The sequence below is a fragment of the Vibrio viridaestus genome, assembly GCF_003856525.1.
Lineage (GTDB): Bacteria > Pseudomonadota > Gammaproteobacteria > Enterobacterales > Vibrionaceae > Vibrio > Vibrio viridaestus.
The window spans coordinates 172,955-197,967 of record NZ_RJVQ01000001.1 but is presented as its reverse complement, the minus strand read 5'-3'; the positions used below and the strand labels follow the sequence as shown (position 1 = coordinate 197,967).

At 40.6% G+C, this 25,013-nt stretch carries 24 protein-coding genes and 1 tRNA gene; 10 read left to right on the top strand and 15 right to left on the bottom strand.

Going from position 1 to position 25,013, the window contains the following annotated elements; translation table 11 throughout:
• Positions 1 to 114: 114 nt before the first annotated feature.
• Positions 115 to 1,017: a LysR family transcriptional regulator gene (locus EES38_RS00945; protein ID WP_124935296.1), complete on the bottom strand. Its 903-nt coding sequence runs from the start codon at positions 1,015 to 1,017 to the stop codon at positions 115 to 117.
• Positions 1,018 to 1,127: 110 nt separating this feature from the next.
• Between EES38_RS00945 and EES38_RS00940 the strand changes: the two genes are divergently transcribed.
• Positions 1,128 to 2,129, top strand: a complete 1,002-nt coding sequence (locus tag EES38_RS00940; protein ID WP_124935295.1) for an aldo/keto reductase — start codon at positions 1,128 to 1,130, stop codon at positions 2,127 to 2,129.
• Positions 2,130 to 2,375: 246 nt separating this feature from the next.
• Here EES38_RS00940 and EES38_RS00935 read toward each other — a convergent pair whose 3' ends face one another.
• Positions 2,376 to 3,569, bottom strand: a complete 1,194-nt coding sequence (locus EES38_RS00935) for a multidrug effflux MFS transporter (protein ID WP_124935294.1) — start codon at positions 3,567 to 3,569, stop codon at positions 2,376 to 2,378.
• 139 nt (positions 3,570 to 3,708) lie between these two features.
• On the opposite strand from EES38_RS00935, the gene EES38_RS00930 reads away from it, so the two are divergent.
• Positions 3,709 to 4,554, top strand: a complete 846-nt coding sequence (locus tag EES38_RS00930) for an MmyB family transcriptional regulator (RefSeq protein ID WP_124935293.1) — start codon at positions 3,709 to 3,711, stop codon at positions 4,552 to 4,554.
• A gap of 181 nt (positions 4,555 to 4,735) precedes the next feature.
• On the opposite strand, the gene pip is transcribed toward EES38_RS00930, so the two are convergent.
• The 3 genes from pip to EES38_RS00915 all read right to left on the bottom strand — a co-directional run bounded on the left by pip (position 4,736) and on the right by EES38_RS00915 (position 7,557).
• Positions 4,736 to 5,686, bottom strand: a complete 951-nt coding sequence (gene pip / locus EES38_RS00925; protein WP_124935292.1) for a prolyl aminopeptidase — start codon at positions 5,684 to 5,686, stop codon at positions 4,736 to 4,738.
• A gap of 433 nt (positions 5,687 to 6,119) precedes the next feature.
• On the bottom strand, positions 6,120 to 6,950 hold the full coding sequence (locus EES38_RS00920; protein WP_124935291.1) for an AraC family transcriptional regulator: 831 nt from the start codon (positions 6,948 to 6,950) through the stop codon (positions 6,120 to 6,122).
• Positions 6,951 to 6,963: 13 nt separating this feature from the next.
• Positions 6,964 to 7,557: a LysE family translocator gene (locus tag EES38_RS00915; protein WP_124935290.1), complete on the bottom strand. Its 594-nt coding sequence runs from the start codon at positions 7,555 to 7,557 to the stop codon at positions 6,964 to 6,966.
• 373 nt (positions 7,558 to 7,930) lie between these two features.
• Between EES38_RS00915 and EES38_RS00910 the strand changes: the two genes are divergently transcribed.
• Positions 7,931 to 8,269, top strand: a complete 339-nt coding sequence (locus EES38_RS00910; RefSeq protein WP_124935289.1) for a cytosolic protein — start codon at positions 7,931 to 7,933, stop codon at positions 8,267 to 8,269.
• A gap of 63 nt (positions 8,270 to 8,332) precedes the next feature.
• Here EES38_RS00910 and EES38_RS00905 read toward each other — a convergent pair whose 3' ends face one another.
• Positions 8,333 to 8,890, bottom strand: coding sequence for a helix-turn-helix domain-containing protein (locus EES38_RS00905; RefSeq protein ID WP_208020381.1), 558 nt, complete (start codon positions 8,888 to 8,890; stop codon positions 8,333 to 8,335).
• A gap of 86 nt (positions 8,891 to 8,976) precedes the next feature.
• Between EES38_RS00905 and EES38_RS00900 the strand changes: the two genes are divergently transcribed.
• Positions 8,977 to 9,888 carry a DMT family transporter gene (locus EES38_RS00900; protein ID WP_124935288.1) on the top strand — a complete coding sequence of 304 codons (912 nt, stop codon included), beginning with the start codon at positions 8,977 to 8,979 and terminating at the stop codon, positions 9,886 to 9,888.
• Positions 9,889 to 9,976: 88 nt separating this feature from the next.
• On the opposite strand, the gene EES38_RS00895 is transcribed toward EES38_RS00900, so the two are convergent.
• The 3 genes from EES38_RS00895 to EES38_RS00885 all read right to left on the bottom strand — a co-directional run bounded on the left by EES38_RS00895 (position 9,977) and on the right by EES38_RS00885 (position 12,151).
• A complete protein-coding gene (locus EES38_RS00895; protein WP_124935287.1) occupies positions 9,977 to 10,519 on the bottom strand; it encodes a DUF3592 domain-containing protein in 543 nt (180 codons plus the stop codon).
• A gap of 131 nt (positions 10,520 to 10,650) precedes the next feature.
• Positions 10,651 to 11,199 (bottom strand): sugar O-acetyltransferase, encoded by a 549-nt coding sequence (locus EES38_RS00890; RefSeq protein WP_124935286.1) that lies wholly within the window; start codon positions 11,197 to 11,199, stop codon positions 10,651 to 10,653.
• Positions 11,200 to 11,215: 16 nt separating this feature from the next.
• A complete protein-coding gene (locus EES38_RS00885) occupies positions 11,216 to 12,151 on the bottom strand; it encodes a LysR family transcriptional regulator (RefSeq protein WP_124935285.1) in 936 nt (311 codons plus the stop codon).
• A 96-nt stretch (positions 12,152 to 12,247) separates the two neighbouring features.
• Between EES38_RS00885 and EES38_RS00880 the strand changes: the two genes are divergently transcribed.
• From EES38_RS00880 to EES38_RS00870, 3 genes are all read left to right on the top strand, one after another.
• Entirely contained in the window at positions 12,248 to 12,682 is a 435-nt protein-coding gene (locus EES38_RS00880) for a DMT family transporter (RefSeq protein WP_124935284.1), read from the top strand.
• A 3-nt stretch (positions 12,683 to 12,685) separates the two neighbouring features.
• Positions 12,686 to 13,138, top strand: coding sequence for a DMT family transporter (locus tag EES38_RS00875; RefSeq protein WP_124935283.1), 453 nt, complete (start codon positions 12,686 to 12,688; stop codon positions 13,136 to 13,138).
• A 104-nt stretch (positions 13,139 to 13,242) separates the two neighbouring features.
• Positions 13,243 to 14,187, top strand: coding sequence for a cyclase family protein (locus tag EES38_RS00870; protein WP_124935282.1), 945 nt, complete (start codon positions 13,243 to 13,245; stop codon positions 14,185 to 14,187).
• Positions 14,188 to 14,491: 304 nt separating this feature from the next.
• On the opposite strand, the gene EES38_RS00865 is transcribed toward EES38_RS00870, so the two are convergent.
• Complete coding sequence (locus EES38_RS00865; RefSeq protein ID WP_124935281.1) at positions 14,492 to 16,036, bottom strand: EAL domain-containing protein; 1,545 nt, start codon at positions 16,034 to 16,036, stop codon at positions 14,492 to 14,494.
• A 283-nt stretch (positions 16,037 to 16,319) separates the two neighbouring features.
• A tRNA-Ser gene (locus EES38_RS00860) sits at positions 16,320 to 16,410 on the bottom strand.
• A 323-nt stretch (positions 16,411 to 16,733) separates the two neighbouring features.
• On the opposite strand from EES38_RS00860, the gene EES38_RS00855 reads away from it, so the two are divergent.
• The gene (locus EES38_RS00855) at positions 16,734 to 17,411 is read left to right on the top strand and encodes a MaoC family dehydratase (protein ID WP_124935280.1); all 678 of its coding nucleotides are present in this window, start codon (positions 16,734 to 16,736) and stop codon (positions 17,409 to 17,411) included.
• 47 nt (positions 17,412 to 17,458) lie between these two features.
• Here EES38_RS00855 and EES38_RS00850 read toward each other — a convergent pair whose 3' ends face one another.
• A complete protein-coding gene (locus EES38_RS00850; RefSeq protein WP_166434183.1) occupies positions 17,459 to 19,207 on the bottom strand; it encodes a methyl-accepting chemotaxis protein in 1,749 nt (582 codons plus the stop codon).
• Between the two features lie 119 nt (positions 19,208 to 19,326).
• Positions 19,327 to 19,791, bottom strand: a complete 465-nt coding sequence (locus EES38_RS00845; RefSeq protein ID WP_124935278.1) for an Lrp/AsnC family transcriptional regulator — start codon at positions 19,789 to 19,791, stop codon at positions 19,327 to 19,329.
• A gap of 201 nt (positions 19,792 to 19,992) precedes the next feature.
• On the opposite strand from EES38_RS00845, the gene EES38_RS00840 reads away from it, so the two are divergent.
• Positions 19,993 to 21,009, top strand: coding sequence for a 1-aminocyclopropane-1-carboxylate deaminase (locus tag EES38_RS00840; RefSeq protein WP_124935277.1), 1,017 nt, complete (start codon positions 19,993 to 19,995; stop codon positions 21,007 to 21,009).
• A 127-nt stretch (positions 21,010 to 21,136) separates the two neighbouring features.
• On the opposite strand, the gene EES38_RS00835 is transcribed toward EES38_RS00840, so the two are convergent.
• Positions 21,137 to 21,967 (bottom strand): phosphate ABC transporter substrate-binding protein, encoded by an 831-nt coding sequence (locus EES38_RS00835; protein ID WP_124935276.1) that lies wholly within the window; start codon positions 21,965 to 21,967, stop codon positions 21,137 to 21,139.
• 202 nt (positions 21,968 to 22,169) lie between these two features.
• On the opposite strand from EES38_RS00835, the gene EES38_RS00830 reads away from it, so the two are divergent.
• Positions 22,170 to 22,520 carry a DUF3024 domain-containing protein gene (locus EES38_RS00830; RefSeq protein ID WP_124935275.1) on the top strand — a complete coding sequence of 117 codons (351 nt, stop codon included), beginning with the start codon at positions 22,170 to 22,172 and terminating at the stop codon, positions 22,518 to 22,520.
• Between the two features lie 74 nt (positions 22,521 to 22,594).
• Here EES38_RS00830 and rnb read toward each other — a convergent pair whose 3' ends face one another.
• Positions 22,595 to 24,604 (bottom strand): exoribonuclease II, encoded by a 2,010-nt coding sequence (gene rnb / locus EES38_RS00825; protein WP_124935274.1) that lies wholly within the window; start codon positions 24,602 to 24,604, stop codon positions 22,595 to 22,597.
• Positions 24,605 to 25,013: the final 409 nt, after the last annotated feature.

The window sequence follows — 25,013 nt, the reverse complement described above, 5'->3', positions numbered from 1 at the left end:
ATCACTCTAACAAACCATGTGTATGTTCTTTTTCTAGCTTGAAGTGGGGTAAAAGTGCTTCAACATAACATTAATTTTACCTGAGGTGCTTACACTGATGAGTTCAAATATACTTCAACTCGCGGGATATTTTTCTTTCATAAAATCAATAAAAGCTCTTACTGGCTTAGACGTATGTTTCTGACGTGGATAGTACAAATGCCAGCTTAAATATGGACGACAAAAATCTCTCAGCAACGGTATCAGTTCACCCCTGTCAAACCACGGTTGTAATATATGTTCCTCCCATAACATGATTCCTGCGCCTTTTAGCGCTGACGATAACAATAAATCTCTCGATGTCGAAACAAGAGGACCATCGACACCGTAAGATAACCAATGTCCGTCAACATAAAACTCCCACCGGTAAATACTCTTATCGCTTAGGAATCTCCAATTTAAGCATCGATGGTATCGAAGATCATTTGGTGTCTGTGGGATATCATATCTTTCCAGATATTCAGGACTAGCGGCTGCAACAAGTTTTGTTGGCGGTGCCAATGGATACGCAATCATATCTTTTTGAACGTATTCTCCTAAACTTAGGCCAACATCAAACCCCTGAGAAATAATATCAATAACATTATCTTCGACGATGATATCCAACATAATATCTGGAAATCGAATATTAAACTCGCCAATATATGGAGTTAACAATTCTTTAGCGGCCATGCTATTTGAATGTATCTTTACGCATCCTATCGGGGTAGATGCATTAGACTTTAGTTCCGTTAATACGGACTCAATTTCAACTAGCGCAGGTTCAATACGTTCAAACAATGCCATACCTTCTGTTGTTAATGAAACACTGCGAGTAGTACGATTTAGAAGTCGTACATTTAGATGTTTTTCTAAACGGCGTATGATTTGACTAACTGCTGATGGAGTCATTTTTAATTTTCTAGCAGCCCCTGCGAAGCTCCCCAATTTAGCGACCGTTTTAAATGTTTTTAAATCAGAGTATTCACTACTTTTCATAATTATCCATCTTAAGCTTACTAATCCATTAATATAATGCAGTATTAAACAAATAATTTAAATATGACACACTGGTTTCTATCAAAAGGTAAAGCAATAGGAAAGCAGTTATGAACACGTACCGGATTCTAGGAACTCAGGGACTAAAAGCATCTAAGCTAGGCTTGGGCTGTATGGGAATGAGCCACGCTTACGGCGAGTCTAACGAAAAGGAGTCGAAAATGGCTCTGGATTATGCAGTGAATAATGGTATTACGATGCTCGATACAGCAGAAATGTATGGTCCCTATACAAATGAAATGCTAATTGGGAATTGGCTTGCAGACGGTCCCATGAAACGAGAGAAAATCGTATTGGCAACCAAATTTGGTTTCGATATCACTAAAACTAGAGCTTCAGGTCTAGACAGCAGGCCAGAACATATACGTGATGTTGTTGATGCTTCGCTAGAAAGATTGAAAACTGATTATATAGATATCCTTTATCAACACCGAGTTGATCCTGACATTCCTATTGAGGACGTTGCTGGAACAGTAGGGGAATTGGTCAAAGAAGGAAAAGTTAAATATTTCGGTATGTCAGAGGCTAGTAGCACTACTATAGAAAATGCTCATCGAGAGTTTGCTGTTTCAGTCTTACAAAGTGAATACTCATTGTGGGAGAGAAATATTGAAACAGAAATATTACCTCTACTTCGCAAGCTCAAGATTGGTTTGGTTCCCTTTAGCCCTCTTGGGAGAGGGTTTTTCACCACAGAGGCAAAAAGTTCAGCTCAATACACCAAAAGTGATTTCCGCTCATGGGGAGATCCTCGCCTACAAGGAGATAACTATGATAAAAACTTACAGTTACTGAACGTTATAAAATCCTTCGCCCTTGAACTTGATGCAACCCCAGCACAAATTGCGTTAGCTTGGCTATTACATCAAGGCGATGACATAGTTCCTATTCCTGGAAGTCGCAAAATACATCACATAGAGGATAATCTTGGATCAGTCAGTTTGACACTATCTGATGAGCAGTTGACAACTTTGAGTAACCTTACTTCGAATATTGGAGTTGCTGGCGAACGTTACACAAAGGAATTTCTCAAATTTACTGACCGCAAATAATAGTGGATAGTTTTGCCTATAATACTACTCAGTATAGTAATTCACTACTGAGTAGTACACTGAATGCTCGCCAGCATGGTAGTTACTTTTAGCATTACAAAAATTAACCTAAAACTCCTCTACCAGATTACGAGCGCTGATACATTACCAGCTTTAAAAGAGGCAGAAATGAGCTAGAAATTGAATAATAGCTAGATGATCTTAGATGAAAATAAATATGGAAAACATCTAAAACGGTGGTCTATTTTACTCAACTATTACACTTTCTTTTACTGTGGTATTTGGTAGTAACAGCGTTACAACACTAGCAAATGTAAATACCAACATAATCCAAGCCATCGTCCAGGGTGTGCCATCGTTAAAAAATGTTAAAAAAAGTGTAGATACAATACCGCTTCCATATTGCAATGCTCCCATGACTGCTGAAGCAGAGCCAGCTAAAAATGGGGCAGAATCTAATGCGGCGGTTGTGGTATTGGCGGCGATGATCCCATTCATCGAAAAGAATAAAAAGATTGATAGTACGACAGCGATAACCCCTCCAATTTGTAACTTCACCACCAAAGCCAATGCAGCTGCTGCCAGTAAAGAAACGAAAACGGCCGCTTTTAACAATTGTTTTAATGGGTATCGTAAAACAAGGCGACGGTTTATCATACTCATTACCATAACGCCCAAAAGATTAAGTCCAAAGAGTAATCCAAAGTATTGCGGAGCTATTCCAAAATAGCTTATGTAGACAAATGGCGAACCAGTCATATAAGCGTATGCAGCAACATAGAAGAATGTAAGACAAAGCGTATATTTCATGAAGGTTCGATTCTTCAGGAGTACTAGATAGTTATGGAATGCGTTTGTAAAAGACAGCTTTACTCTCTTCTCTTCAGGTAACGTTTCAGGTAATGCAAACAATGAGATAAACATGATTACGCCGAGAACGACCAACATTCCAAAAATGACTTGCCAACGACTAAAACGAATTATCTGCCCACCAATTAAAGGACCGACAATTGGTGCAACAGCCATAAAGAAAAAGAGTGTTGAAAACATCTGCGCCGCCTTAATACGGCTAAAAGAGTCTCTGATCATTGCCCTCGCAAGCATGGGACCAGTACAAGCACCAAATGCTTGAACAATTCGCCAAAGTACTATCTGCTCAATATTGATAGAGATCGCACATCCAGCTGAGCCTACGATAAACATCAACATACCAATGAAAAGAGGCAAACGACGCCCAAAAGAATCGCTGATAGGTCCCCATAGTAATTGAGCAATAGAAAATCCTATGAGAAAAGAGGTAACGGTTAATTCAACGTCCCCATGCAGTTCTTTCTCCATCAATGGCATAGCGGGTAGATACAAATCAATAGATAGAGAGGCAAACGCCATCAGTATGCATAGGATTGCTAGAAAATGTGGTTTGGTTAACTTATCATTCATTACTTCTCTTACCCTCGACTCAACCGATGTCAATTTGTCTTAAGTCATACGACCCAGACGAAGGTGGTCATTATGAAATGGGCAAGAATTCGCGCAAGTAAGTATTTATATGTATATAAATTGTATAGGGTAAGTAGTCGTGCAAAACGAAAATCTAAAGCTTTTAGGTGATTTTTTACGCATAAAGAGAGAGCAGGTTCAACCTGAATCGATTGGACTATCAAAACCTTTTCGCTCTAGAGCTAAAGGATTGAGAAGAGAGGATGTGGCATACAAAGCGGGTATCAGTACCGTTTGGTATAGCCAAATAGAACGTGGGCAAGCATTGGGTATCTCTATGCAAGTTTTAACAGCGATATCAGATACATTGCTGTTATCTCCTTCTGAGTACAAATATATTTGTAACCTAGTTCACTCACTACCCGACGAACAACCTGTTGTTCAATCTGCGACAATAACATCAAAAACCAGCCAGCTCCTGTTTCAACTGAACCCATTGCCCGCATTATTACAAAATGAATATCTCGATATTATTGGCTCTAATAAAGCATTTGATCTCATGGTCGGGTTTTCTTTAATGGAAATCGAACCTGAAAATAGAAATTACTTATATCTAATAATCTCAAATACTGACTGGAACAAATTTCTCAATATCGATAGCAAATCTAAGCTTGAAAGACAGATATATCGAATAGCAGGATTTCTGAGAAATGCGCTGGCTGCGAATCCTAATGACGAAAAATTAAAACTGAAAATTGAGGCATTTACTACGCTATCTCCGATATTTGCGTTAGCTTGGCAGCACAATGTCGTGCTACAGCCTGAGGAAATTTTATATACTTACAATCATGCTTCTATTGGGGATGTAACGTTAGATAAACAAATATGGTGGAACATTGATGGAAAATCGAATAGCCGACTCAATATTTATTACCCTAGTAACGGTGTTGATGAACAACATCTAGCTGAACTGTTTGATGCCTGAGTGACGGAACCATCAACTCCAAAGCATTACTAAAATTTGGTCAACTTTTAGATAATAGTGCTAGTAGCACGTCATAATGCTAAAATGTTTTGGGGCAAAACTGGCACTCGCACCAGCCCAAAAACGCGATGGTTGACTGTCTGGTTGATGGTATTGTTAGAGAGGAATAAACAGCAACCGTTTATTCGCGAAACTTATCCAGGGCAGCCGTCATCGCTTCAGAAAACCCGATTCCACCATGACCTGCTCCTTCGAGAATCCACAACTCACTTTTCGGCCAAGCGAGGTGTAAATTCCAAGCAGTATCCAGCGGCCCAGAAATATCCCATCGCCCATGGATTAAAACCGCTGGTATGTCTTCTAATAGTTGCATCCCCGCCATCAACTCACCATCAGTCAAAAAACAACCTTGACTCCAGTAGTGTGTTACTAGTCGAGAAAAAATAAGACTAAACTGAGGATCACGATAGCGCGGTGAGGGCTTCCAGCCTGGCATTAGTGAAACATGGGTATCCTCCCAGCGGCACCACTCGAGTGCAGCCCGTTCACAGACTTTCGGATCTGAATCGGTTAATAGTCTTGCATATGCAGCACATAAATCACCTTCCCTTTCCGTTTCAGGTACAAACGAGCAAAAACGCTCCCACTCACGTGGAAAGATCCTTCCCATATCTCGAGTGATCCAATCTACTTCTCGACGTGTTCCGGTGGTCACTGACCCTAAGACCATCGCTTTGACTCGATCGGGATAACGTTGCGCATATACAAGACCTAGAGTTACTCCCCAGGAGCCACCAACAACAACCCATTTGTCGATCTTGAGATAATCTCGCAGTGCTTCAATATCAGCAATTAGGTGATCAGTAGTATTCGCGCTCAGGTCAGCGTTAGGCTCAGAAACAAGTGGAAGACTACGCCCACAACCTCTCTGGTCAAAGAGTACAGCACGATATACTTTAGGGTCGAAATTACGCCTAGAACCAGGCCCACAGCCGCCTCCAGGCCCACCGTGAAGGTAAATTGCAGGCACCCCTTCTGGGTTACCAACTTCTTCCCAATAGATGTGGTGACCGTCACTTACCTCTAGCATGCCCGAGTTAAACGGTTCGATCGGTGGATAGCGTTTTGTCATTTTTCTTGATCCAATCTAATAATGCCGAGATAAATAGATATAGCTCTAACCGTGTTTTTCATTTTGGGCAAAAAGTTTATCAACAACAAACCGTAAAAGGAAAACCTCATAATACCGCAATGAGTGTACTCACTTTTCAATGGCTCAGGGTTACTTTTCGATGCTGGAAAACAAGCACACCGTATGATGAATCGAAGTATTTAATTTTCTTTGTATACATAAAGGGGCAGAAACGTTTTAGAGCGGGAACTTAATTTTCCCAGTTTGGATAGGAAAAATATTTCAATCAATATTCGCTTTATAACATACAGTCGTAGAGTTTAAATGTGAGTGCATTTCCTTCCCACCTTTCTGCAATTGCTTATTCATATGTACCAGCGTATCTACTATTTGTCTTTCAATTTCCAACCACTAAACGTTATATATTCAACGTTCACACACTAATAAAATGTGATTGGTAATATTTGGGCGTAACCGCTAAACGCTTTTTAAACTGTCGTTGAAAGTGAGCTTGATCTGAAAAGCCTAAGCTATGTGCCACCTCTGTTAGAGAGCTTCCCTTTCTCAACATTACCTTAGAACGCTTTATCTTTTCATCCATCAAATAGGCGTGGGGTGGTAGCCCATACTGGATCTTAAATGCTCTAAGTAACTGGTATCGACTCAGTCCGGCTTCCTTAGCTAAGCTCTCTAGTTCGTGATGCTCTGCTATACCATCAAGTAGCATCTCTTTGATTCGCTTGATGGGCGGAACGAGGAGTTTTCCATTTTTGACTGAAGTTGATTTGTAGAGACTGGACTTAATAAAATCATAAAGACATGACTCAATGTTTAGGCTGGAGGATTCATCTTCTAATGCAGAAAAGAGTGCCAAATATTGATGTTTTAGAGACTCATTGCGTTCATAATCAGCATTAAAAGGCTGGTAGTCCATGCTAACACACTGACTTTCCTCACGTAATACATCTTGCTGAAACTGACCCATTTTTAAGGCATTGACAAACAACATACTATAAGACCACACATCTTGTTCTGGATTACAAGAATGAATATCAGAAGGGTTAATTGTTACTATGTCTCCGACTCCTATGGTATGAGACTTATTTCGATTTTTATAAACAGCGCAACCTTGTCTAATGACACCAAAGGAAAATTCGTCATGTGAGTGAGCTTCGTAGCAAGCATTACTCTTATTAGCAACTCTCAATTCTATCCATGGAAGGACTGAGTTTTGCTTAAAACGAGTACTGTTATCTCTTTTCATACTAAAATGTTTCTCAGTTCCAAATCATGATTACGGACACAAGCAGTATCATCGCTGTTATCCGATTAAATATCTGCTGCTTTCTTTTATCATTTAGGTAACTGGTGAGTATTGAACCAACTACTGCCCATATACCTACACCAACCAAGCAAGCAATTAATGAAACTAATGTGTACATCAATAACCATGACTTCTGGTCACTTTGCCCAACAACAAAAAGGCTAATACCTGACATAGCCACTAACCAAGCTTTGGGGTTTAACAATTGAAGCAACGCACCATTTGTCCAACTTAAATGATGCCTCTCTTCAACGCTCAATCTTTCCACAGGAGCCAAATATAGCTTGTATGCAAGATAGCAGAGAAACGCACTCGCTATAAACTGCATCCAAAGCTCTACCTTGGGTAAACATTTGACAAAGGTATTTAGAGTAATACCAGTGATAAACACTACCATTGTATAAGCTAACGATGCTCCTAACACATACGCTGCTGCGATATTTTTACCGAGTTGAGCGACTGTCGAAGCCGCAATAAGGTTTACTGGACCAGGAGTAACTGCACCAACAAATGCGAAACTGACCATCGCTACAATCGAACTATCCATTTCATTTCTTTCTATATTTCGAGTAATACCTAGAAAATAACAAGTAATAGAATGACGGTATTGAATGATATTGCACAGATACTTTTGATTAAAAGTGAATAGCTACCAGTATAAAGCCCATTTTAGCATTACCAAAAGTATGTAGAATAAATGGCAGGCTCAACAACAAAACAACTAAGCGTAACTTCCAATGGGGCACCTCCAAATTAGACTATAAACCGCTGACTGAAACATCTTCTAATATGAGGGAGTTTCGAGCATGCCTAGTGAATGTTCAAAATTGCACCAAGTGACCTCTGTGAGCAACTAAGTCTTTATTACGTTCTCTCCAGGTCGTGTTAAAATCTTTGTATCAGAATTACCGAGAGACCCTATGTTCATCCACCACGTTAACGATATCGACTGGCTAGTGATTACCGCTTATGAAGAAATCAAACAAATGTTTATCGAAGATGCTGGTTCGATTCCCTCATGCTTCTCATGCGCTAGTGAGTTAAGCCTGATTGATCAAGCTAAGCGTACTTATGGATATTTGCGTCCGCTCAAAGGTGTAGTCACCGATACAGGAACATTTCAAAGTAAGGATAATGAGGAAGACCTGAACCCACAGCTTGCCTGCATAGTTGAGGGACGCGGACGGGTGTTTATCTATCACGGTGGCTTTGTAGCGTTTGTCGATGACGAACAAACCTTTATTACCCGACTGGATTAATAATATATTTATTTAGCGTTTCATCGATTAAAGCATGTGATGTGATCGGTTCTCGAAGCTTGCTTAACCGACCACATTCCTGACAAAACGCAGCATCTCGTTTGTCTCGTTGTGATAACTGTAGGGCTGTGAGCTGCTGTATACAACAGATTCGCCTGCGGACAGGATTTGGGTTTCGTGCGCAAAAACCAAAGTCAAAGAACCTTCGATAATATGCACCATCTCATACCAGCCTTCAGGGTCGGATTCTGCTTGATACTTATCGCCAGGAGCAATACTCCACATCCAAAGCTCGACTTGGTTTTCTGCCGAGAAAGAACAAGAAAGAAAAGCTTCACTGCCTGATTTTTCACCTCGCCAGGTCAAAACGTTACGTTTCGTTTTGCCTTCATTGTCGTACGGGCTGACGATATGGGCAAAACTTGCACCTAAAACGGCGGCAAGTTGGGACAGCTTAGCCAAGCTGATATTAGAATTACCATTTTCCAATGCCGCAACCATACGTCGGCTGATGCCTGATTTATCCGCCAACATTTGTTGACTCATCTGATTTTGGGCTCTTAAGCGCTTAAGGTTTGCCGCGACATGTTCAAGTACCGCATTAGTTTCATCTTTAATCAAATAAAATCCTTGTGCAGTATATTGCACCAATCCGTTGGGTTGTGGTAGATTGTGTACTATATTGCACTCATCCTTATCTCATTTCAATGAAATCAAACAATATACTGCTACAACGGCTAGCGTCAAAAGCGCCTCATCTTGCGATGGTATTTGTCACCATCATTTGGGGGACAACATATTTACTCGTTCAACACGGGTTAACGGCCAGCTCGCCAATGTTTTTTGTTGGTTGCCGCTTTGCTGCTGCCGCGTTCGCTGCATGTTTGATTTCATATAGAAAGTTGCGACATGTTACCAAACAAGATCTTTGGGCTGCATTAGTCATTGGTTTTTCGATCACCGTCGGTTACGGTGCTCAGACGATTGGCCTGCAGTACATCACTAGCTCTGAATCGGCATTTTTTACTGCTCTATTTGTTCCGTTTGTCCCATTTATACTCTGGGTTGGTTTTAAGAAAGTACCTCATATGATGAGTTTGATCGGGATCGTGCTTGCTTTTATTGGCCTAATACTACTTTCAGGGAATGACCTTTCTTCTATTTCATTCAACTTTGGCCAAATGATTACGATTCTGAGTGCGTTTTTTGTGGCGGGAGAAATCATCTTAATCAGCCATTTTGCACCGCGTGTGAATCTGCAAAGGGTGACTGTGCTACAGCTAATGTTCGCCTCTTTGTTCGCTTTTATTTCTATGCCGTTAGTCGGAGAGACGACCATACCGCCATTCTCAATGACGTTATTTACGATGGTTGTTGGGTTGGGCTTAGCCAGTGCTTTTATCCAATTAGTAATGAATTGGTCTCAACGAGTCGTTGAGCCTTCTACTGCTTCCGTGATCTACGCGGGAGAGCCTGTTTGGGCTGGTATTTTTGGCCGTATGGCCGGTGAAAGACTTCCACCGATTGCTTTGGTCGGTGGTGCGTTAGTTGTACTGAGTATTTTGGTAAGTGAATACCGACCTAAAAAGAAAAATCAGGTTCAGGAGAGGGCGGCTTAGCATAAAACGAATGACAGCATTTGGGGCGATGTTGTCATTCGATAAAATGTCTATAGCTTCCTAATAATACTAATAGAAGTGTGATGAATTATAAGGTTTGTTCGATTGAAACATGAGTTGCAGGCTTTCTTTTTCCTGAGGCAATATAAAACATCATACAAGTAGAGATGATTAGCAGTAACCCAAACACACCCACAAAGCCATACATGAAGTAGAGAACGGTTGGAATCAGAACAGAATCTGAAGGGTTATCGGGATTATAAAAGACCTTAACAACTTTACCTTTAGAGAACTGATTTTTAATCTTCATGGCGTCATCTTTATTGGGATATTCCACCACAGCACCATTGATCGAGTTGCTATTATCATTTCGTAATAATTGCCCACCAACCTCGTAAATGTAAGCGATTTTATTCTCATAAGTATAGAAATACCGTATCTCCTTGTTCTTATCATCGTTTTCCCTTTTTATCTCGGTGATAGATGACTGGGTAATCAGCCCCCCGGTATGTGGCCAATTTAGTGTTTGATACGATTGATATAGGATGTAGCCAGGGAAGATAGTCCCAGCCGCGCTTAAAACAAATAAGAACCACAAAATGAACGGTATTTTCTTAAAAATATTCAGCATAAGACCTCAACGAATGAATACCGTCAAAGTGTATAACTAAAAGATGAGGGGATGATGACCACCTTTGAGAATACTATTATAAATTTGGATGGACTATCGGCGTTAAGCCGTTTCGATGAAATACGCCAATTCTAGTTTAAACGTCGGATCAGTTTTGCTGGTGTCCCACCAAATAAACTGTCGCTAGGAACATCTTTGGTTATGACTGAGTTGGCGGCAATAACGGAACGAGCGCGGATTGTAATACCTTGGTTGAGAACAACGTTACCACCAATCCAGACATCGTTTTCTATTATGATAGGCTTACTGAATGTTTCCCATTGGCGGCGTTGACGATAGTCCAACGAATGACTAGGGGTATAAAATTGGGCATTTGGACCAATGAGGACGTTGTCACCAATTGTTATTTTGGCGTTATCTAAGAAGGTGGCGTTGGCATTGATAAAGCTTCTTCGACCTATGGAAATTGTCTTACCAAATTCACAATAAAATGGAGAGCGAATGATACTGGTTGGTGCGAAAGAACCCATGAGTTGTTGTAACAGATCTAATCGCATATTGCTTTCAATTGTATTATTTAAGGTAAGTAAAGTCTTTGCAGCGGTATCACGTATCGCACATATCGCTGGATCCATATCGTCGAATGGTTCGCCCCGCAGCATCTTTTCAAATTCTGTCATGTTTTGACCACGTTAGTTAATCGATATTCCAATAGGGTGGTTTACCATAGATTTCCAAGAAGAAATCAATCAATACTCTAACATTCAACGTTGGATGCCGCGAATGCGGATAGATTGCACTGATGTACTGTGGTTCAGTCTGAATCGTCGTCTCAAAGTCAGGTAGAAGATTAACAAGAGCACCTGATTTTAGGTGTTCTCCAATTAACCAGTCGGGGAACAGCACAACCCCCATACCGCTGAGGGCGCAGGATAGTAACGATTCAGCATTGTTTGAAGACATCAGTATATTAAGTGAGTACTGATGCCATTCCTGTTCATTTTTTCTAAAGCGCCATTGATTAGGCCCAGACGAGCCTTTGTAGACTAAGCATGAATGTTGAATTAACTCATCAGGTTCCATCAGAGAACCGTATCTATGAATATAGTCTGGTGATGCAGCCAGATGATAAGTTTGATTGGCGAGAACACGAGCATGGAAAGTTGAATCGTTAAGTGTGCCTATACGAAAAATGACATCTGCTGCATTCAAATGCGGATCGATGAAATCATCGGTGAGAGTGAGTTCGATTTCAACGTTTGGGTAGGTCTGGCTGAACTTAGCTAACCATGGTGCGATATGGTGCTGACCAAAGAATACTGGAGCATTGATTCGTAATAATCCTTGAGGGGTATCAGTTCGCGATTGAAGCTCATTCGCTACCTGGTTGAACTGATTGAGAATTTGCCTGGCGTAGGTTTCTAAAATCCGACCAGATTCTGTTGGGATAATGGCACGAGTATTACGATAAAAGAGCTGATGTCCCAAAGTATCCTCTAACTGATGAATAATGCGCGATACCATCGATGGCGAGACACCTTCCTGTCTTGCGACATCAGAAAAGTTTCTCAGATCATACACTGCTAAGTAGAGGCGAAGCGATTTAGTATTGATTGAATCGAGATTTTTCATTTGTGCTTAATATGCAAAAGTGATTACTAAATTATGTCATTTTTTACATCGAATACCTAGTGTAGTCTCAGCTCTTTTAATTCAGAGGAGCATAGAATGCAATTGATATTAATACTGCTGGTTATCTGCGGTGGTATGGGGCTTTCTATAGAGGCAGGGTTACTTGGACCTCTGGCTGAGCAGGTTGGAGAGCTTTGGGCAACCTTGAGCATATTTGGTGTGGGCGCTATTTTGACCTTTTTACTGATGCTATTTTTTAGCCCACGTAACAGCCCGTCATTTTTCAGCCAACCAGGATGGACGTTGACCGGCGGCGTCCTGGGACCTATCTATGTTGTTGTTTTAACCATTGTCACGCCACACATTGGAATCGCAATGACCATGATAGGTATTCTTGCCGGGCAGATATTTAAAAGCCTACTTATTGATCATTACGGCTGGTTTGGGGTCGCAAAACGTACCGTTGACCGTAAACGCATCACAGCACTGATCTTTATCGTTATTGCACTTGTTTTAATGGCTGAGGGGTAAAGCATGATTATATTAATGGTTTTATTATCAGTGCTGGGTGGCGCTGCGCTAAGTGTTCAGGCGGCCGTTAACGGTAGGCTAGGAGATAACGTTGGCGTATTTAAAAGTGCCTTTCTAACGTTTTCAGTCGGCGCAGTCATTACTGCATTACTCATTTTCTATTTCGAACCACCACAGTCTTTAACGCTTCTTGATGTGCCTAAATGGCAATTATTAGGAGCGATGTGTGGCGTACCTTATATCGTCATTATGGTGTTGGCAGTACAACGCATCGGCACAGCTGTGGCGACGGTCGCTGTCATCTTCGGTCAATTGCTTATGAGTATTTTGATTGATTCATTTGGTTGGTTAAATAACGCCGAGATTGCCTTTTCATACCAGCGTCTAGGCGCAATTATTTGCTTGGGAATCGCACTCTATTTTATTCACTCGAGTAACCGGGCCAAGGATCAATAAATTGATATATAAGATATTTAATGCATAAGTAATAGACATGCTCTGTCGACAGTAGTACGTTAATTTAGGTTACATAATCATACGACATAAGGAGGTGTTGGATTATGCGAAAATTACGTACTGCTATTTTTACTGGTCTACTAGGAATAACGTCACTTTCATCAAACGCTTTTGCTGGGCAAAACAGCGGACTGTGGGATTTCTATTTTAATACGTTGAAAGACGCCAAGTATATTGATCTTACGCATGCGTTCGAACCGACTCAGCCTGTTTGGCCCGGCTTTGGTAATGCTAAATTCAAACCTGCGGTTGCTGGACAAACGATTGACGGCTACGTAAAAAAAGGCGAAGAGTATACGTATAAAAAACATGGGTTTATTGCAACATCTTATGACTTAACAACGGATCAATACGGTACTCAGCTCGATCCTCCAGCCCATTGGAATGATATGGGGGCAACCATTAGCGATATACCTGCTACATTCACTCTTCGTCCTTTGGTTCTTATCGATATTCATGACAAAGTAAAAAAGGATAGTGGATATACGATGCAGGTAGAGGATATTAAGGCGTGGGAGTCGAAATACGGAGAAATACCCGCCGGTTCTGTCGTCATGGTTCGTTCCGATTGGTATAAGCGCTGGAAAGATATTAAGGCGTTCAATCATACTCCGTTCCCCGGAGTGGGTTTAGATGCTCTCAAGTTCTTACATCTTAAACGTCATATTCTCTTCCACGGTCATGAGCCTTTAGATACGGATAATACGCCGAATTTAGAAGGTGAGGATTGGTTAATGCATCACAATTTCGCTCAAGCTGAGGGCGTTGCGAATTTAGATAAGGTCCCTGAAAGTGGTGCTCTTATAGCAATTGGATTTGCCAAGCCTAAAGGCGGTACTGGTGGTTATGCACGCTATATTGCTATTGCGCCCAAAGATTGGAAATACGGCGCTTCTGTTACTGAAATATCAGGTGCACCATTACCGATCCAGCCTTACCCTTTGCAACGAGATAAAAATGGTGTTTTAAGACCGATTAAACCGGAATAACAATTAGTCTTGGCGGTTTCAAATTAGTTTGAAGTCGCCGGATTTCATGGTGGACATATTGGATTATCCTTATTTTAAAGATGTTTTGCTCAATGCTGGGATCGGACAGGCTGATATTGATTCTAAAATTTTGCCACTTTTTCAAACTTCAACTGTTACTAAAGAAACACATCTATTGCAGATAGGGGATAGGTTTGATTCTGTCTTTATCATACGAACTGGCGCAGTGAGACTCTACTACTTAAGTCCGTCACTTTGGCGAGGAAATAAAAATAAGTGATTGGTTATAAATACCGAACATTAATTAAGCATCTTGTTTAACTAACAGTTCACGAATCTCTTGTTTGGGGAGAGATTTGTAAAAATACCATCCTTGAACAAGGGCTTCGGGACTTCGGCTTTTTATTAGGTCGTACTCCGCTTTTGTTTCTACGCCCTCAAAAATCACAGTCTTATTTAACCCATCTATCAAATCTAAGATAGCAAAAATCATCTTTTGCTTCATATCATTAGTGAGCGACTGTGTAAATATACGGTCGATCTTAATCACGTTAAAATCGATTTCAGTTAACCATACAAGGTTAGCGACACCTGTGCCAAAGTCATCGAGGGCAACATTAAAACCGTGTTCTCTGGCTTTTTTAGAAAATGCAGCAAGTTCACATAAAGGTAACCCAATACGTTCGGTAATTTCGATTTTTATTTGAGAGGTACTAATACCGAATTTCGATACGACGCTATGAAGAAAATCTAGGTAGTTATCGCTTTGTATTTCAAATGAGTCAACGTTGAGAGATAAAGAAAATGACGCATCTTCCTGGAGAATTTCAGCCATGTCACCAATTGATTTGACTGTACTGATATCAGAAATATTGGGATAAAGTGATAGTTTGTGTGCGACACTCAAGAACAGTTCAGGTGACACTCGTCCAAAAATTTCATCATGCCAACGGATTAAACTTTCGACACCAATAATACGGCCAGATTCAACGCAAATGATTGGCTGGTATTCCATATAGATTTTATCGTTAGCAATAGCTTTTCGTAAACGGAACTCCATCGAACGTCTCTTATCCCGATAGGATTGGTAAGAATAGGTAAGTAAAAAGCTCACCGCCAGACACAAGAGGATTATTGACGTTGATATATTAGTGCTGTAGTAAAATATTCCCGCCCGCTTATTAAATGTATTAACGCAATAGCTGTACATTGTGCTGCAAGTCGTTGTGTTAAGTTTTAGGTGAGAGAAAGACGACGTTACTTGATTTTGTGATTGGTAAAAAACAAAAACATGCTCTCTATCCTTGATTTTTATTTCAAAAGAAAAATCAGGCTGGCTTTCCTCGAAGCGCTTAAACGCATCCGGAATAGTGAACGCAATTCCCTGATTGAGACGGGTAATATCATGAACGAGATTGATCGGGAATACACGATGTAAATTTGAATAGAGATGATATCCCGATGGCGTTGTAAGTTTGTTCTCTGGCAGCGTAAACGGCTTTTCCAAGACTCCCCAATTCGCAGTACATATGACTTGGTTTTTATCCTCTATACCTAAGTCATACACGTAGGGTAATTTGTTTGAAATGACTCTTAGCTGATTGATGGTTTCATTATCACAAACAGATAACTGGTTCTGTTTAATTTGCAGCAACGACGAGGCGAGTTGATTTGTTACGGATTCTGCGTGTGAAAGCAAACCCTTTGCGAATTGATTCTGTTCGTTTCTCTGAAAAGTATACGTAACGATATTTGCTATTGTAATGAGAATCGCAAAAGAAACGACGACGACACTCAGGCGTCCTATTTTATATTGGCTCATTAAAATGGCTTCTCTTTTACGACTCATTGAAACCTTAACATACTACATTTACTCAAATTATTACCAGTCTGTTTGGCATTTATGATACCTAGATATGTAAAAACTAGACTAGCATACGTTTGAATGTTTATTGGGATTATAAGCGCAGTTGAGTCACCTTGCTCAAAAGATCGAAGAGCACATAGCGGAGGATAATAGACCGAAAAGGGATGTTTCAACAGGTACATATGTATCACCTTTATGTATCAGTGACTTTTGTACCGTAGAAACGAAAAAAGCTGTTGATAATCAACAGCTTTTTTCATAGAAGTGGCGGAGAGATAGGGATTTGAACCCTAGATACGCTATTAACGTATGCCGGTTTTCAAGACCGGTGCTTTCAACCACTCAGCCATCTCTCCGTGTGAGCGGTATAGTATTGATATCTCCTACCGTTGTAAAGAGGCAAATTTTGAGGTTCGTACCGTTTGCTGAAATAATGTACGGTAATAGGCCTTGCAACCGTAAAATTTGCATAAAAATCACGATCTTTTAGTGCCTTTTGGCAAAAAATACCCTATTTTTAGTATATCTAATAAAATGGTGTTTTATTTTTAACTGCATGATTAGTAATAAAAATAAGGTGTTCAGTTAACGTATGTACGCTCGAAAGTATTTGCACGTTCTTGTGAAGTGCTTCAAAATTAGCAATATAACTTTTCTTATTTGTAAGAAAGAGGTCTAGATGAAGGTTGTAGAACTTTTCAAACAGCGTGGTGAGATAATAAGCAAGCATCAAGCTGCTTTGGTAGAAAGAATGTCTCCGGCAGTGCGCGAGTATTGGGAAGATTTGTTGACAAAAACAACCAGCTTCCATTTGTTCTCGTGGAGTAAAGATTTCCATCAGCCAGCGGTAAACGAAGATATTCATATCGAAGAACCGCTAGAGATGAAACCTGAAGCACAAGCTCTATATCAGGAACTACAAGCCAAAGTGGGTGAGGTTATTCACGTTGGTGAATGGTTGGATGTAAGTCAAGACCGTATAAACCAATTTGGACTGGTTACTGAGGATACTCAGTGGATTCACACGGACCCTGAACGTGCGGCAAATGAATCACCGTTTAAAACGACAATAGCTCATGGTTTTTTGACTCTTGCTTTGTTACCAAAGTTAACAGATAGCGTGGATCCTGAAAGACCACTGTTTCCAACTGCGAAAATGGTTGTCAATATCGGCCTGAACGAAGTACGTTTTCCTTACCCTATTAAGTCAGGCGATAACGTAAGAGCAAAGAGCACGTTGACTAAAGTGACTCCAATACGCAAGGGCTTGGAAATTGAAAGAGAAATCCGAGTAGAAATTGAAGGTGTGAGAAGACCAGGATGTGTCGCTGTGTCTGTTATTCAACTTCATTTTTGATAAATGTATGAGTTAAAACTAAGGGCTTCGAATGAAGCCCTTTTTTATTAGTTAATTTTAAACTGTCCGACAATGGAAAGTAGCTCTGAATTAGATTGCGTTAAATGTTGCGTGCTCCCTGAAGTGCTCTCACTATTTCGGCTTAATCGGGCGACTGTCTCAGATATTTCATGCATCGTCTGTTGTACCGATTCACCAATTTGTCTCTGGTCATGAGCAGATGAGGCGATCTGTTCAACTAACGAATTGATTACGTCAATCGACTGTACCATGCTATCGAGTGAATTTACGACACGCGTTGTTGCGTCCGATGCTTTTGAACAGCTTTCTTGTGTTGTCGACATTTGTGCAACGACTTGTTGGGTCCCGTTCTTTAGTTGCGCAAGCATTGCGACTATTTCTTCAGTACTTTTGTGAGTTCGGGATGCAAGTGCACGTACTTCATCTGCAACAACCGCAAAACCTCGTCCTTGTTCACCAGCGCGTGCGGCTTCAATCGCTGCATTAAGTGCCAACAAGTTAGTTTGTTCTGCTATACCTGTTATTTCGCTAAGAACTCGTTCGATATTATCCGCATATTCGGTCATTTGAGTGACAGAATGTGATGTTTTATCAATAGAAGAAGATAGGGCTTGCACACTTTGCGATGCTTCTTGCACCACTTTAATTGACGCTGTCGCTTCCTGATTAGTCAATGCGGTTTGTTCTGCGGTATTTGATGCGTCAGCCGATACTGTGTTGGCTGATTCTGCCATTTCCAAAATGGAAGACACTGAACGGTCGACTTGATTTTTAAATGAGGAAAGGGACGAATTATTTTCAAGTGTTTGTGATTCTAACTCTTTTATCTCAGAAGCGATATTATGAGTCGAGGCTTGGATCTTTATAAGCAGTTGTTGCAAATGTTCGATGAATTTATCGATTCCTTTTGCCATATCTCCCAATTCATCATCACTTGTAACGTTCAACCTTTGCGTTAAGTCACCTGAGCCATTTGAAAGTTCAGTAATAAGTGAACGTAATAAAAGGACAGGCTTAAACAAACGATTAATCGTGATAAGTGCTAACGGCAATATGATGGCAGATACAATTATCAGGATAATAATAATTTGATGGATTAAAGCCTGTGTATTTTTTTGAATAACCAATGGATCAATATAGCCGGTGAGTTGCCATAGTTTAGCACCGACTTTAATTTCCATAGATGTGGGTAGAAGATTGTCTCTATCAGGCGTATTTGAAAAGATTAAGTTGCCTTCTGAATCGGCGAGTTTCCATGAAGAGCCTTCAACCGTCATTTCACTGAGTAATGATTGCATAGCTGAGAGATCGACAAAGAAAATGTTCGCGTTCCCATTTCCCTGACCAACAGTGATCGTGACCATTGGCTTTTTGTCTTTAAGAAAAACATCGCTCACAATAGTCTTGTGCTCTTGTGCCTGCTTCGCTAGTTCGAGGTAAGGCTTAGCTTTTTCTTTATCTCCTAGCGCACCATTTTTATCGATCAACATATTAAAAGCGATTTTATAGACGTCATAAAATCCTGTTTTTTCGATAGTCGCCTTTACTTCGTTAAGACCAAAGTTTGAAGAGTTCGCTAAACGAATGTCTGAGTTGATAGAGCGAGAAACGAGTGCTTTAACTGAGTTAATTTGGCTTTCAATATTTCTGCGGTCAGACGATGAAATATAGTCGCTGATGACATATTGAGATGAAAAAAATGCGGCAACAACTGTCGTAATGATCAGCAACGCCGACATAAGCAAGAGCTTAAGTTTAAAAGATATCCGTGCCATATACTTACATTCCATTGAATTAGTTTTTACGTAAAATTAACAGCAAGTTAACGGCCTAGGCAATCAAATCTTGATAGATATCTCAATATTTTTCAATTTAATATGTGCTTAATTTTATATTAAAACTTAAGTGGAGCGCCTGTTACAACTTCTTTCATAACGAAAAACGTTCTAATCTGACGTACACCTGGTAGAGATAGAAGCTGTTGGGCGTGTAATTGATTGAATGCTGCCATATCCTTTACCCGCACGCGAAGAAAGTAATCAAACTCACCCGCTACAAGTTGACAGTCGATAATAACCGGAAGGTTTGCCACTGAATTTTCAAATTCTGCAAAACTATCTGGGGTAGAGCGATCGAGCACGACACCAACTATTACTAGGGCACCTAGCTGTACTGCTTCAGGCTCGATATCCGCAGATACGCCAGAAATAATCCCTTCTTTAAATAGTCTATCGACACGGCGGTGACACGTTGCAGGGCTGATATTCACTTTGAGAGCGAGGTCGGCATTTGTCATCCGCCCATCCTGTTGTAGCAGGCGAAGCAGCTTGATATCGATACGATCTAACGATTCTGTCATGAAATAATATTCCATAATTAATAATTTAATTGCATTTATAATTACATATAAAACCATATAAAGAAATTAACAATTAAAATTACATTAAAATTAGGAAGCACATTTCAAATAAGATTCGGTAGTCTATTTACATCGCCTGAATTCGATACAGGCAAGTCCACTTATAGAATCATTCGTTTTGCTGAGTATATGGAGATACCCATGAATCTAGAAAAATTTGAACGTTACCCGCTTACATTCGGCCCAACACCCATTGAAAAACTGAACCGCCTTTCAGAGTATTTAGGAGGTGATGTCGATATTTACGTTAAACGTGAAGACTGTAACTGTGGCTTGGCCTTTGGTGGTAACAAGATTCGCAAATTGGAATACATTGTTCCTGATGCTATTGCTAGCGGTGCGGATACGTTGGTTACTATTGGTGGAGTACAGTCCAACCATACTCGTCTAGTTGCTGCAACAGCGGCTAAGATTGGTATGAAGTGTCGTCTCGTTCAAGAAAGCTGGGTTCCTTTTGAAGATGCGGTTTATGATCGTGTGGGTAATATTCTAATGAGCCGTGTGATGGGGGCTGAAGTAGAGCTTGTAGACGAAGGCTTTGATATCGGTATTCGTGAGAGCTGGGAAAATGCGATGGAAGATGTGAAAGCCAAAGGTGGAGTTCCGTATCCTATTCCAGCTGGAGCTTCTGAACATAAATACGGTGGTTTAGGCTACGTACATTTTGCTGAGGAAGTTCGCCAGCAAGAAGCTGAAATGGGTATCAAGTTTGATTACATCGTTGTATGTACGGTAACAGGCTCTACGATGGCAGGTATGGTGGTGGGTTTTGCTGAAGATGGACGAGCCAGAAACGTGATTGGTATTGATGCCTCTGGTACACCAGATCAAAATCATGATCAGGTGCTGCGTATCGCTCAAAATACAGCCGATCTTGTGGAGTTAGATAAGCCTATTACAAAAGAAGATATCGTTATTTTTGATGATTATGCTTATCCAGCTTACGGTGTACCATCAAACGAAACGAATGACGCTATCCGTATTGCAGCGAGAACTGAGGGCATGATGACCGACCCTGTGTATGAAGGTAAGTCTATGCAAGGTATGATTGACCTGACAAGAAAAGGTTTCTTCCCTAAAGGTTCTAAAGTCCTTTATGCTCACTTAGGTGGTGTTCCGGCTATCAACGCGTATAGCTATATTTATCGTAACGGTTAACATTCCTGTAAGGCCTTTTTTGTTCCTCAATGTTGTAGAAAGGCCTCTTTTTATTCTCAGTGGTTATACAGCTAGCCACGAAAAAGGAGAGCGAAGCTCTCCTTTGTTTTGAATATAATTAAAGCTACTACTCTTCGTTTATACGCGGAATATATCCGTACTCTTGCACAAGCTCTCTAATATGATCAGAAAGAAGAAAATCGATAAATTTTTTCTCAGTCTCAGAAATTTTATCTTTATAGTAAAGCGTCAAAAATGGTCGAGATAGCTGATATTTACCATTAGAGATATTCTCAACAGTAGGTTCAATTCCTTCAAACTTAACGGGTTTCACTGAGCGATCTACCGATCCGGTAGAGATAAAGCCAATCGCTTGTGCGTTATGATTCACTAACGTTTTGACCATGCTGTTGCTGTTTACGACTAAATTGTTCGGGCTAATATCAGAAACTAGTCGATCGTTAACGACTTTGGTCAAACCAATCAAGCTCTCGAAACTGAAACGTGTTCCTGACGAGGCTTCGCGAGTAACAACGGCTATTTTCTGATCTTTTCCTCCCAACGGTTTCCAGTTGGTTATCTTGCCTTGATATACGTCGTAAAGCTGGTCACGCGTAAGATTTGTCACTGGATTAGCCATATTGACAACAACGGCTAGACCATCGTAAGCAAGTAAATCTACCTTTAAGTTTGAAGAGAGCTCTGCCTCAGTCAAATAGCGTGAGCTCATCGCGATATCTGTTACTCCCTTTTTGAGCAGAGTGACACCTGCGGTGGAGCCAACGCCCTGTACAGCAACATAAACATCAGGATGAGATTTATTATATTCTTCGGCAATAATATCCATAATCCTGGATACAGAAGTAGAACCAGATATTGTAATTTGTTCTTGAGCCAAAGCCGTATTGCCAATGAACAGTTGGATACCCAAAAGTAAAGAGATTGCTGCACGAATCATCGTTCGCTCCATTAAGTATGAAAACGGGAAGTCTATGAGATTTTGATGACAGTTTTGTGAAATATAGTTCTGATGCCAATAATGAGCAATTTTCGTTTTCTTAGTTGAGATGCGTTATACTCATCCTAAGTCAGATCAATGTATTGTGTTTCTCTTGGTGAGAGGATACAGTCATTTTTCGTACCTGAGCTATGAGGTTTGAATGTCCGTCGTAAATTTGATGCAGCGCCAAATTGAGCGCAGGGCTGATCTACTTTGTCAAAACCGAAATAAAGGGTTACCAGTCGGTATCGGCAAATGTTGTTATGAGCCTGTCAACAACGGTGTGCAGTTCATAAAACATCACTATAAACTGGATTCAAGTCATTTTGATTACTCTACGTTAGTTGCTCAAGTGACATGGGAAGAAGCGAAGAGGGCATGGTTACTGACGATTCCTAATGAATCAGAAGGAGAGTGGGTACCTTATCCTTTCTTAGCACAGAGTGATGATTTAACTGCTGTGATTCGTGAGATTGAAAAAGATCCTAAGTCTCTGTTTTGGGATATGTAAAATAAATTTAAAGAAATAAAAATCAAGGGGCATTTAGCCCCTTAATTATAGGTAATGACATTAAATTTGTACGATTACTTCTCGGTATTATTTTCCGGCTCAACTTCCGCTTTTGGCGGCTCAGCAAAAACTTGGGTTGGTTTTGCTACGATGCTACGGTTTTCTTGGTTTACATCAGCAAGAACGACTTCTAGAGTGTCCCCTAATTTGTAGACCACTTCTTTATCAATTGAGATCATGCCTGCATCTGGGTTGGATTCCAGGCGAGATTTATTATCAACAATTAGTGCTCCAGGGATAAATGCACTTGCACCGTTTTCGAGAAGTCTCACGCGCATCCCAGCTCGGTTGATATCGAATATTTCTGCCGTAAAGCGAGTTTCTTTTTGTGGTTCTTCCGCCAGAGTACGCGCGTATAGCCAGTCGCCAACAGTTCGTTCTGCAATCTTGTGATGCTTACGATGAATCGCAAGCTCTTCACCTACCTGATCATCAGGCTTTTGTACTGGCTCTTTACCGAGGATATGGGCTTTTAGCATTCTGTGGTTGATCATATCACCGTATTTACGAATCGGTGAGGTCCAAGTCGCATAAACGTCCAGACCCATAGCAAAGTGAGGAAGTGGTTGATTACCGGTTTCACTGTAATTTTGGAATTTACGAACGCGGTTATCTAAATAAGATGTTTCTTGAGATGACAACCAACGACGCAGCGAAGCAAATCCTTCAACAGTAGCTAGTGTTTCTGCAGTTTGTTCAGTCATACCATGTTCGACAACGAGTTCTAGTACATCGGCGATTTTATCTGCTTTAAAACCAGCATGAGTATTAAATACACCAGTACCAAACGCAGCTTTGAGTGTTTTACCCGCACAGATGTTTGCCGTGATCATTGATTCTTCAACAAGGCGGTTCGCGCTACGACGCATATCTGCATGAATAGCGATAACATCATTATCTTCACTTAACTCGAAGCGATAATCTGGGCGATCTGGGAACACAACCGCGTTCTTTTCACGCCAATCCGCACGTGCTAGAGCAAATTCTTGAAGGTCTTTTACAACTTGAGCGATGGTTTCTGATGGAGTCCAGTTTGCACAAGAACCCGTTTCAAGGAAGTCAGAAACGTTATCATAAGCTAGGCGAGCATGAGATTTCATATTTGCTGCGAAGAATTCGATATCGTCGCCGATTACACCCTCTTTTGATACTGTGACACGACAGCATAACGCGGGACGCACTTCTCCTTCGATAAGAGAACATAGGTCGTCAGCGAGATCACGTGGCAGCATCGGAATATTACGGCCAGGTAGATAAATTGTGTAACCGCGTTCACGAGCTACTTTATCGATGCTGTCATCAGGAGTGATATACGCAGTTGGATCAGCAATCGCGATAACTAGCTCGAAATCACCTGCTTCGTTTTTGCGAGCGTACAAAGCATCATCCATATCTTTTGTCGATTCACCATCAATCGTGACAAACGGCGTTTCAGTCATATCGATACGTACAAGATCTTCATCGTCTTTCTGAACCCAGTTATCGATTCCCTCTGGTTCTTTATTTGGTAAATCGTTCTGAGCTAGTGTTACCCACCATGGGGCAATTTTATCGTCCGCATCTGTGATCTTTTTGGAGACTTCCGCGAAAAAGGTATTATCGCCTTTCAGAGGGTGGCGAGTTAGATTTGCAACAACCCAATCACCTTCTTTGAGATAATTTTCATCCAACCCTTTACGAGCACGAGCTTTTAAAGGCTGCTTTTTTAATTGAGGGTGGTCTGGCGCGATACTCATCTTACCTTTGTTCAAGACAATACGACCAATGAAACGAGTTAGCGCAGGTTCTAGAAGTTCTTCAGGTTCCGCGACTTCACGTTCTTTCTCCGTACGGATAATAGCCATGACTTTATCACCATGCATACATTTTTTCATGTATGGAGGCGGTATGAAAAAGCTGGTCTTATTATCCACTTCGAGAAAGCCGAAGCCCTTGTCAGTTGCTTTAATAAAGCCTTCTTTTTTAGGAAGGTTTTCTTGGATTTGTTGCTTTAGTTGAGCAAGTAAAGGGTTGTCTTGAAACATTAGTAATTTTTAAACCTTTGGATGAGCGGAAGCTTGTATGCCCCAAATTCTGTCTTTGTCAGTTGCTAAAGAACTATAATATTAGTTAATAGATACTGACAGACGATGAAATTTAATTCGCGACTAAGCTGCAAATAGTACAAGGTAATTGGTGTAAAGTATATTGTTCATCACTTGCACGAATAAATTCCTTGATTAAACAATGACAAAGCTAATTTTTGAGCATTGCAACGAAGTGCATTTGGATATTATTCGTATTTGCAATAATTTTGTGATGAATTTCAATTTTTACTGGCTTTTTTTATTCATTTAAGGAATAATCCGCCACCTTTGTTATGTCCCTAGCCGCTTTGGTGCGTTTGAAGAAGTCTTCAGAATATCCGCATCGGAAAGGAAGCTGTAAGAAATT

Coding starts and splice junctions, on each gene's coding strand:
- EES38_RS00945 (WP_124935296.1), bottom strand. CDS start 1,017: ATGAAAAGTAGTGAATACTCTGATTTAAAAACATTTAAAACGGTCGCT.
- EES38_RS00940 (WP_124935295.1), top strand. CDS start 1,128: ATGAACACGTACCGGATTCTAGGAACTCAGGGACTAAAAGCATCTAAG.
- EES38_RS00935 (WP_124935294.1), bottom strand. CDS start 3,569: ATGAATGATAAGTTAACCAAACCACATTTTCTAGCAATCCTATGCATA.
- pip (WP_124935292.1), bottom strand. CDS start 5,686: ATGACAAAACGCTATCCACCGATCGAACCGTTTAACTCGGGCATGCTA.
- EES38_RS00920 (WP_124935291.1), bottom strand. CDS start 6,950: ATGAAAAGAGATAACAGTACTCGTTTTAAGCAAAACTCAGTCCTTCCA.
- EES38_RS00915 (WP_124935290.1), bottom strand. CDS start 7,557: ATGGATAGTTCGATTGTAGCGATGGTCAGTTTCGCATTTGTTGGTGCA.
- EES38_RS00910 (WP_124935289.1), top strand. CDS start 7,931: ATGTTCATCCACCACGTTAACGATATCGACTGGCTAGTGATTACCGCT.
- EES38_RS00900 (WP_124935288.1), top strand. CDS start 8,977: ATGAAATCAAACAATATACTGCTACAACGGCTAGCGTCAAAAGCGCCT.
- EES38_RS00895 (WP_124935287.1), bottom strand. CDS start 10,519: ATGCTGAATATTTTTAAGAAAATACCGTTCATTTTGTGGTTCTTATTT.
- EES38_RS00890 (WP_124935286.1), bottom strand. CDS start 11,199: ATGACAGAATTTGAAAAGATGCTGCGGGGCGAACCATTCGACGATATG.
- EES38_RS00885 (WP_124935285.1), bottom strand. CDS start 12,151: ATGAAAAATCTCGATTCAATCAATACTAAATCGCTTCGCCTCTACTTA.
- EES38_RS00880 (WP_124935284.1), top strand. CDS start 12,248: ATGCAATTGATATTAATACTGCTGGTTATCTGCGGTGGTATGGGGCTT.
- EES38_RS00875 (WP_124935283.1), top strand. CDS start 12,686: ATGATTATATTAATGGTTTTATTATCAGTGCTGGGTGGCGCTGCGCTA.
- EES38_RS00870 (WP_124935282.1), top strand. CDS start 13,243: ATGCGAAAATTACGTACTGCTATTTTTACTGGTCTACTAGGAATAACG.
- EES38_RS00865 (WP_124935281.1), bottom strand. CDS start 16,036: ATGAGTCGTAAAAGAGAAGCCATTTTAATGAGCCAATATAAAATAGGA.
- EES38_RS00855 (WP_124935280.1), top strand. CDS start 16,734: ATGAAGGTTGTAGAACTTTTCAAACAGCGTGGTGAGATAATAAGCAAG.
- EES38_RS00850 (WP_166434183.1), bottom strand. CDS start 19,207: ATGGCACGGATATCTTTTAAACTTAAGCTCTTGCTTATGTCGGCGTTG.
- EES38_RS00845 (WP_124935278.1), bottom strand. CDS start 19,791: ATGACAGAATCGTTAGATCGTATCGATATCAAGCTGCTTCGCCTGCTA.
- EES38_RS00840 (WP_124935277.1), top strand. CDS start 19,993: ATGAATCTAGAAAAATTTGAACGTTACCCGCTTACATTCGGCCCAACA.
- EES38_RS00835 (WP_124935276.1), bottom strand. CDS start 21,967: ATGATTCGTGCAGCAATCTCTTTACTTTTGGGTATCCAACTGTTCATT.
- EES38_RS00830 (WP_124935275.1), top strand. CDS start 22,170: ATGTCCGTCGTAAATTTGATGCAGCGCCAAATTGAGCGCAGGGCTGAT.
- rnb (WP_124935274.1), bottom strand. CDS start 24,604: ATGTTTCAAGACAACCCTTTACTTGCTCAACTAAAGCAACAAATCCAA.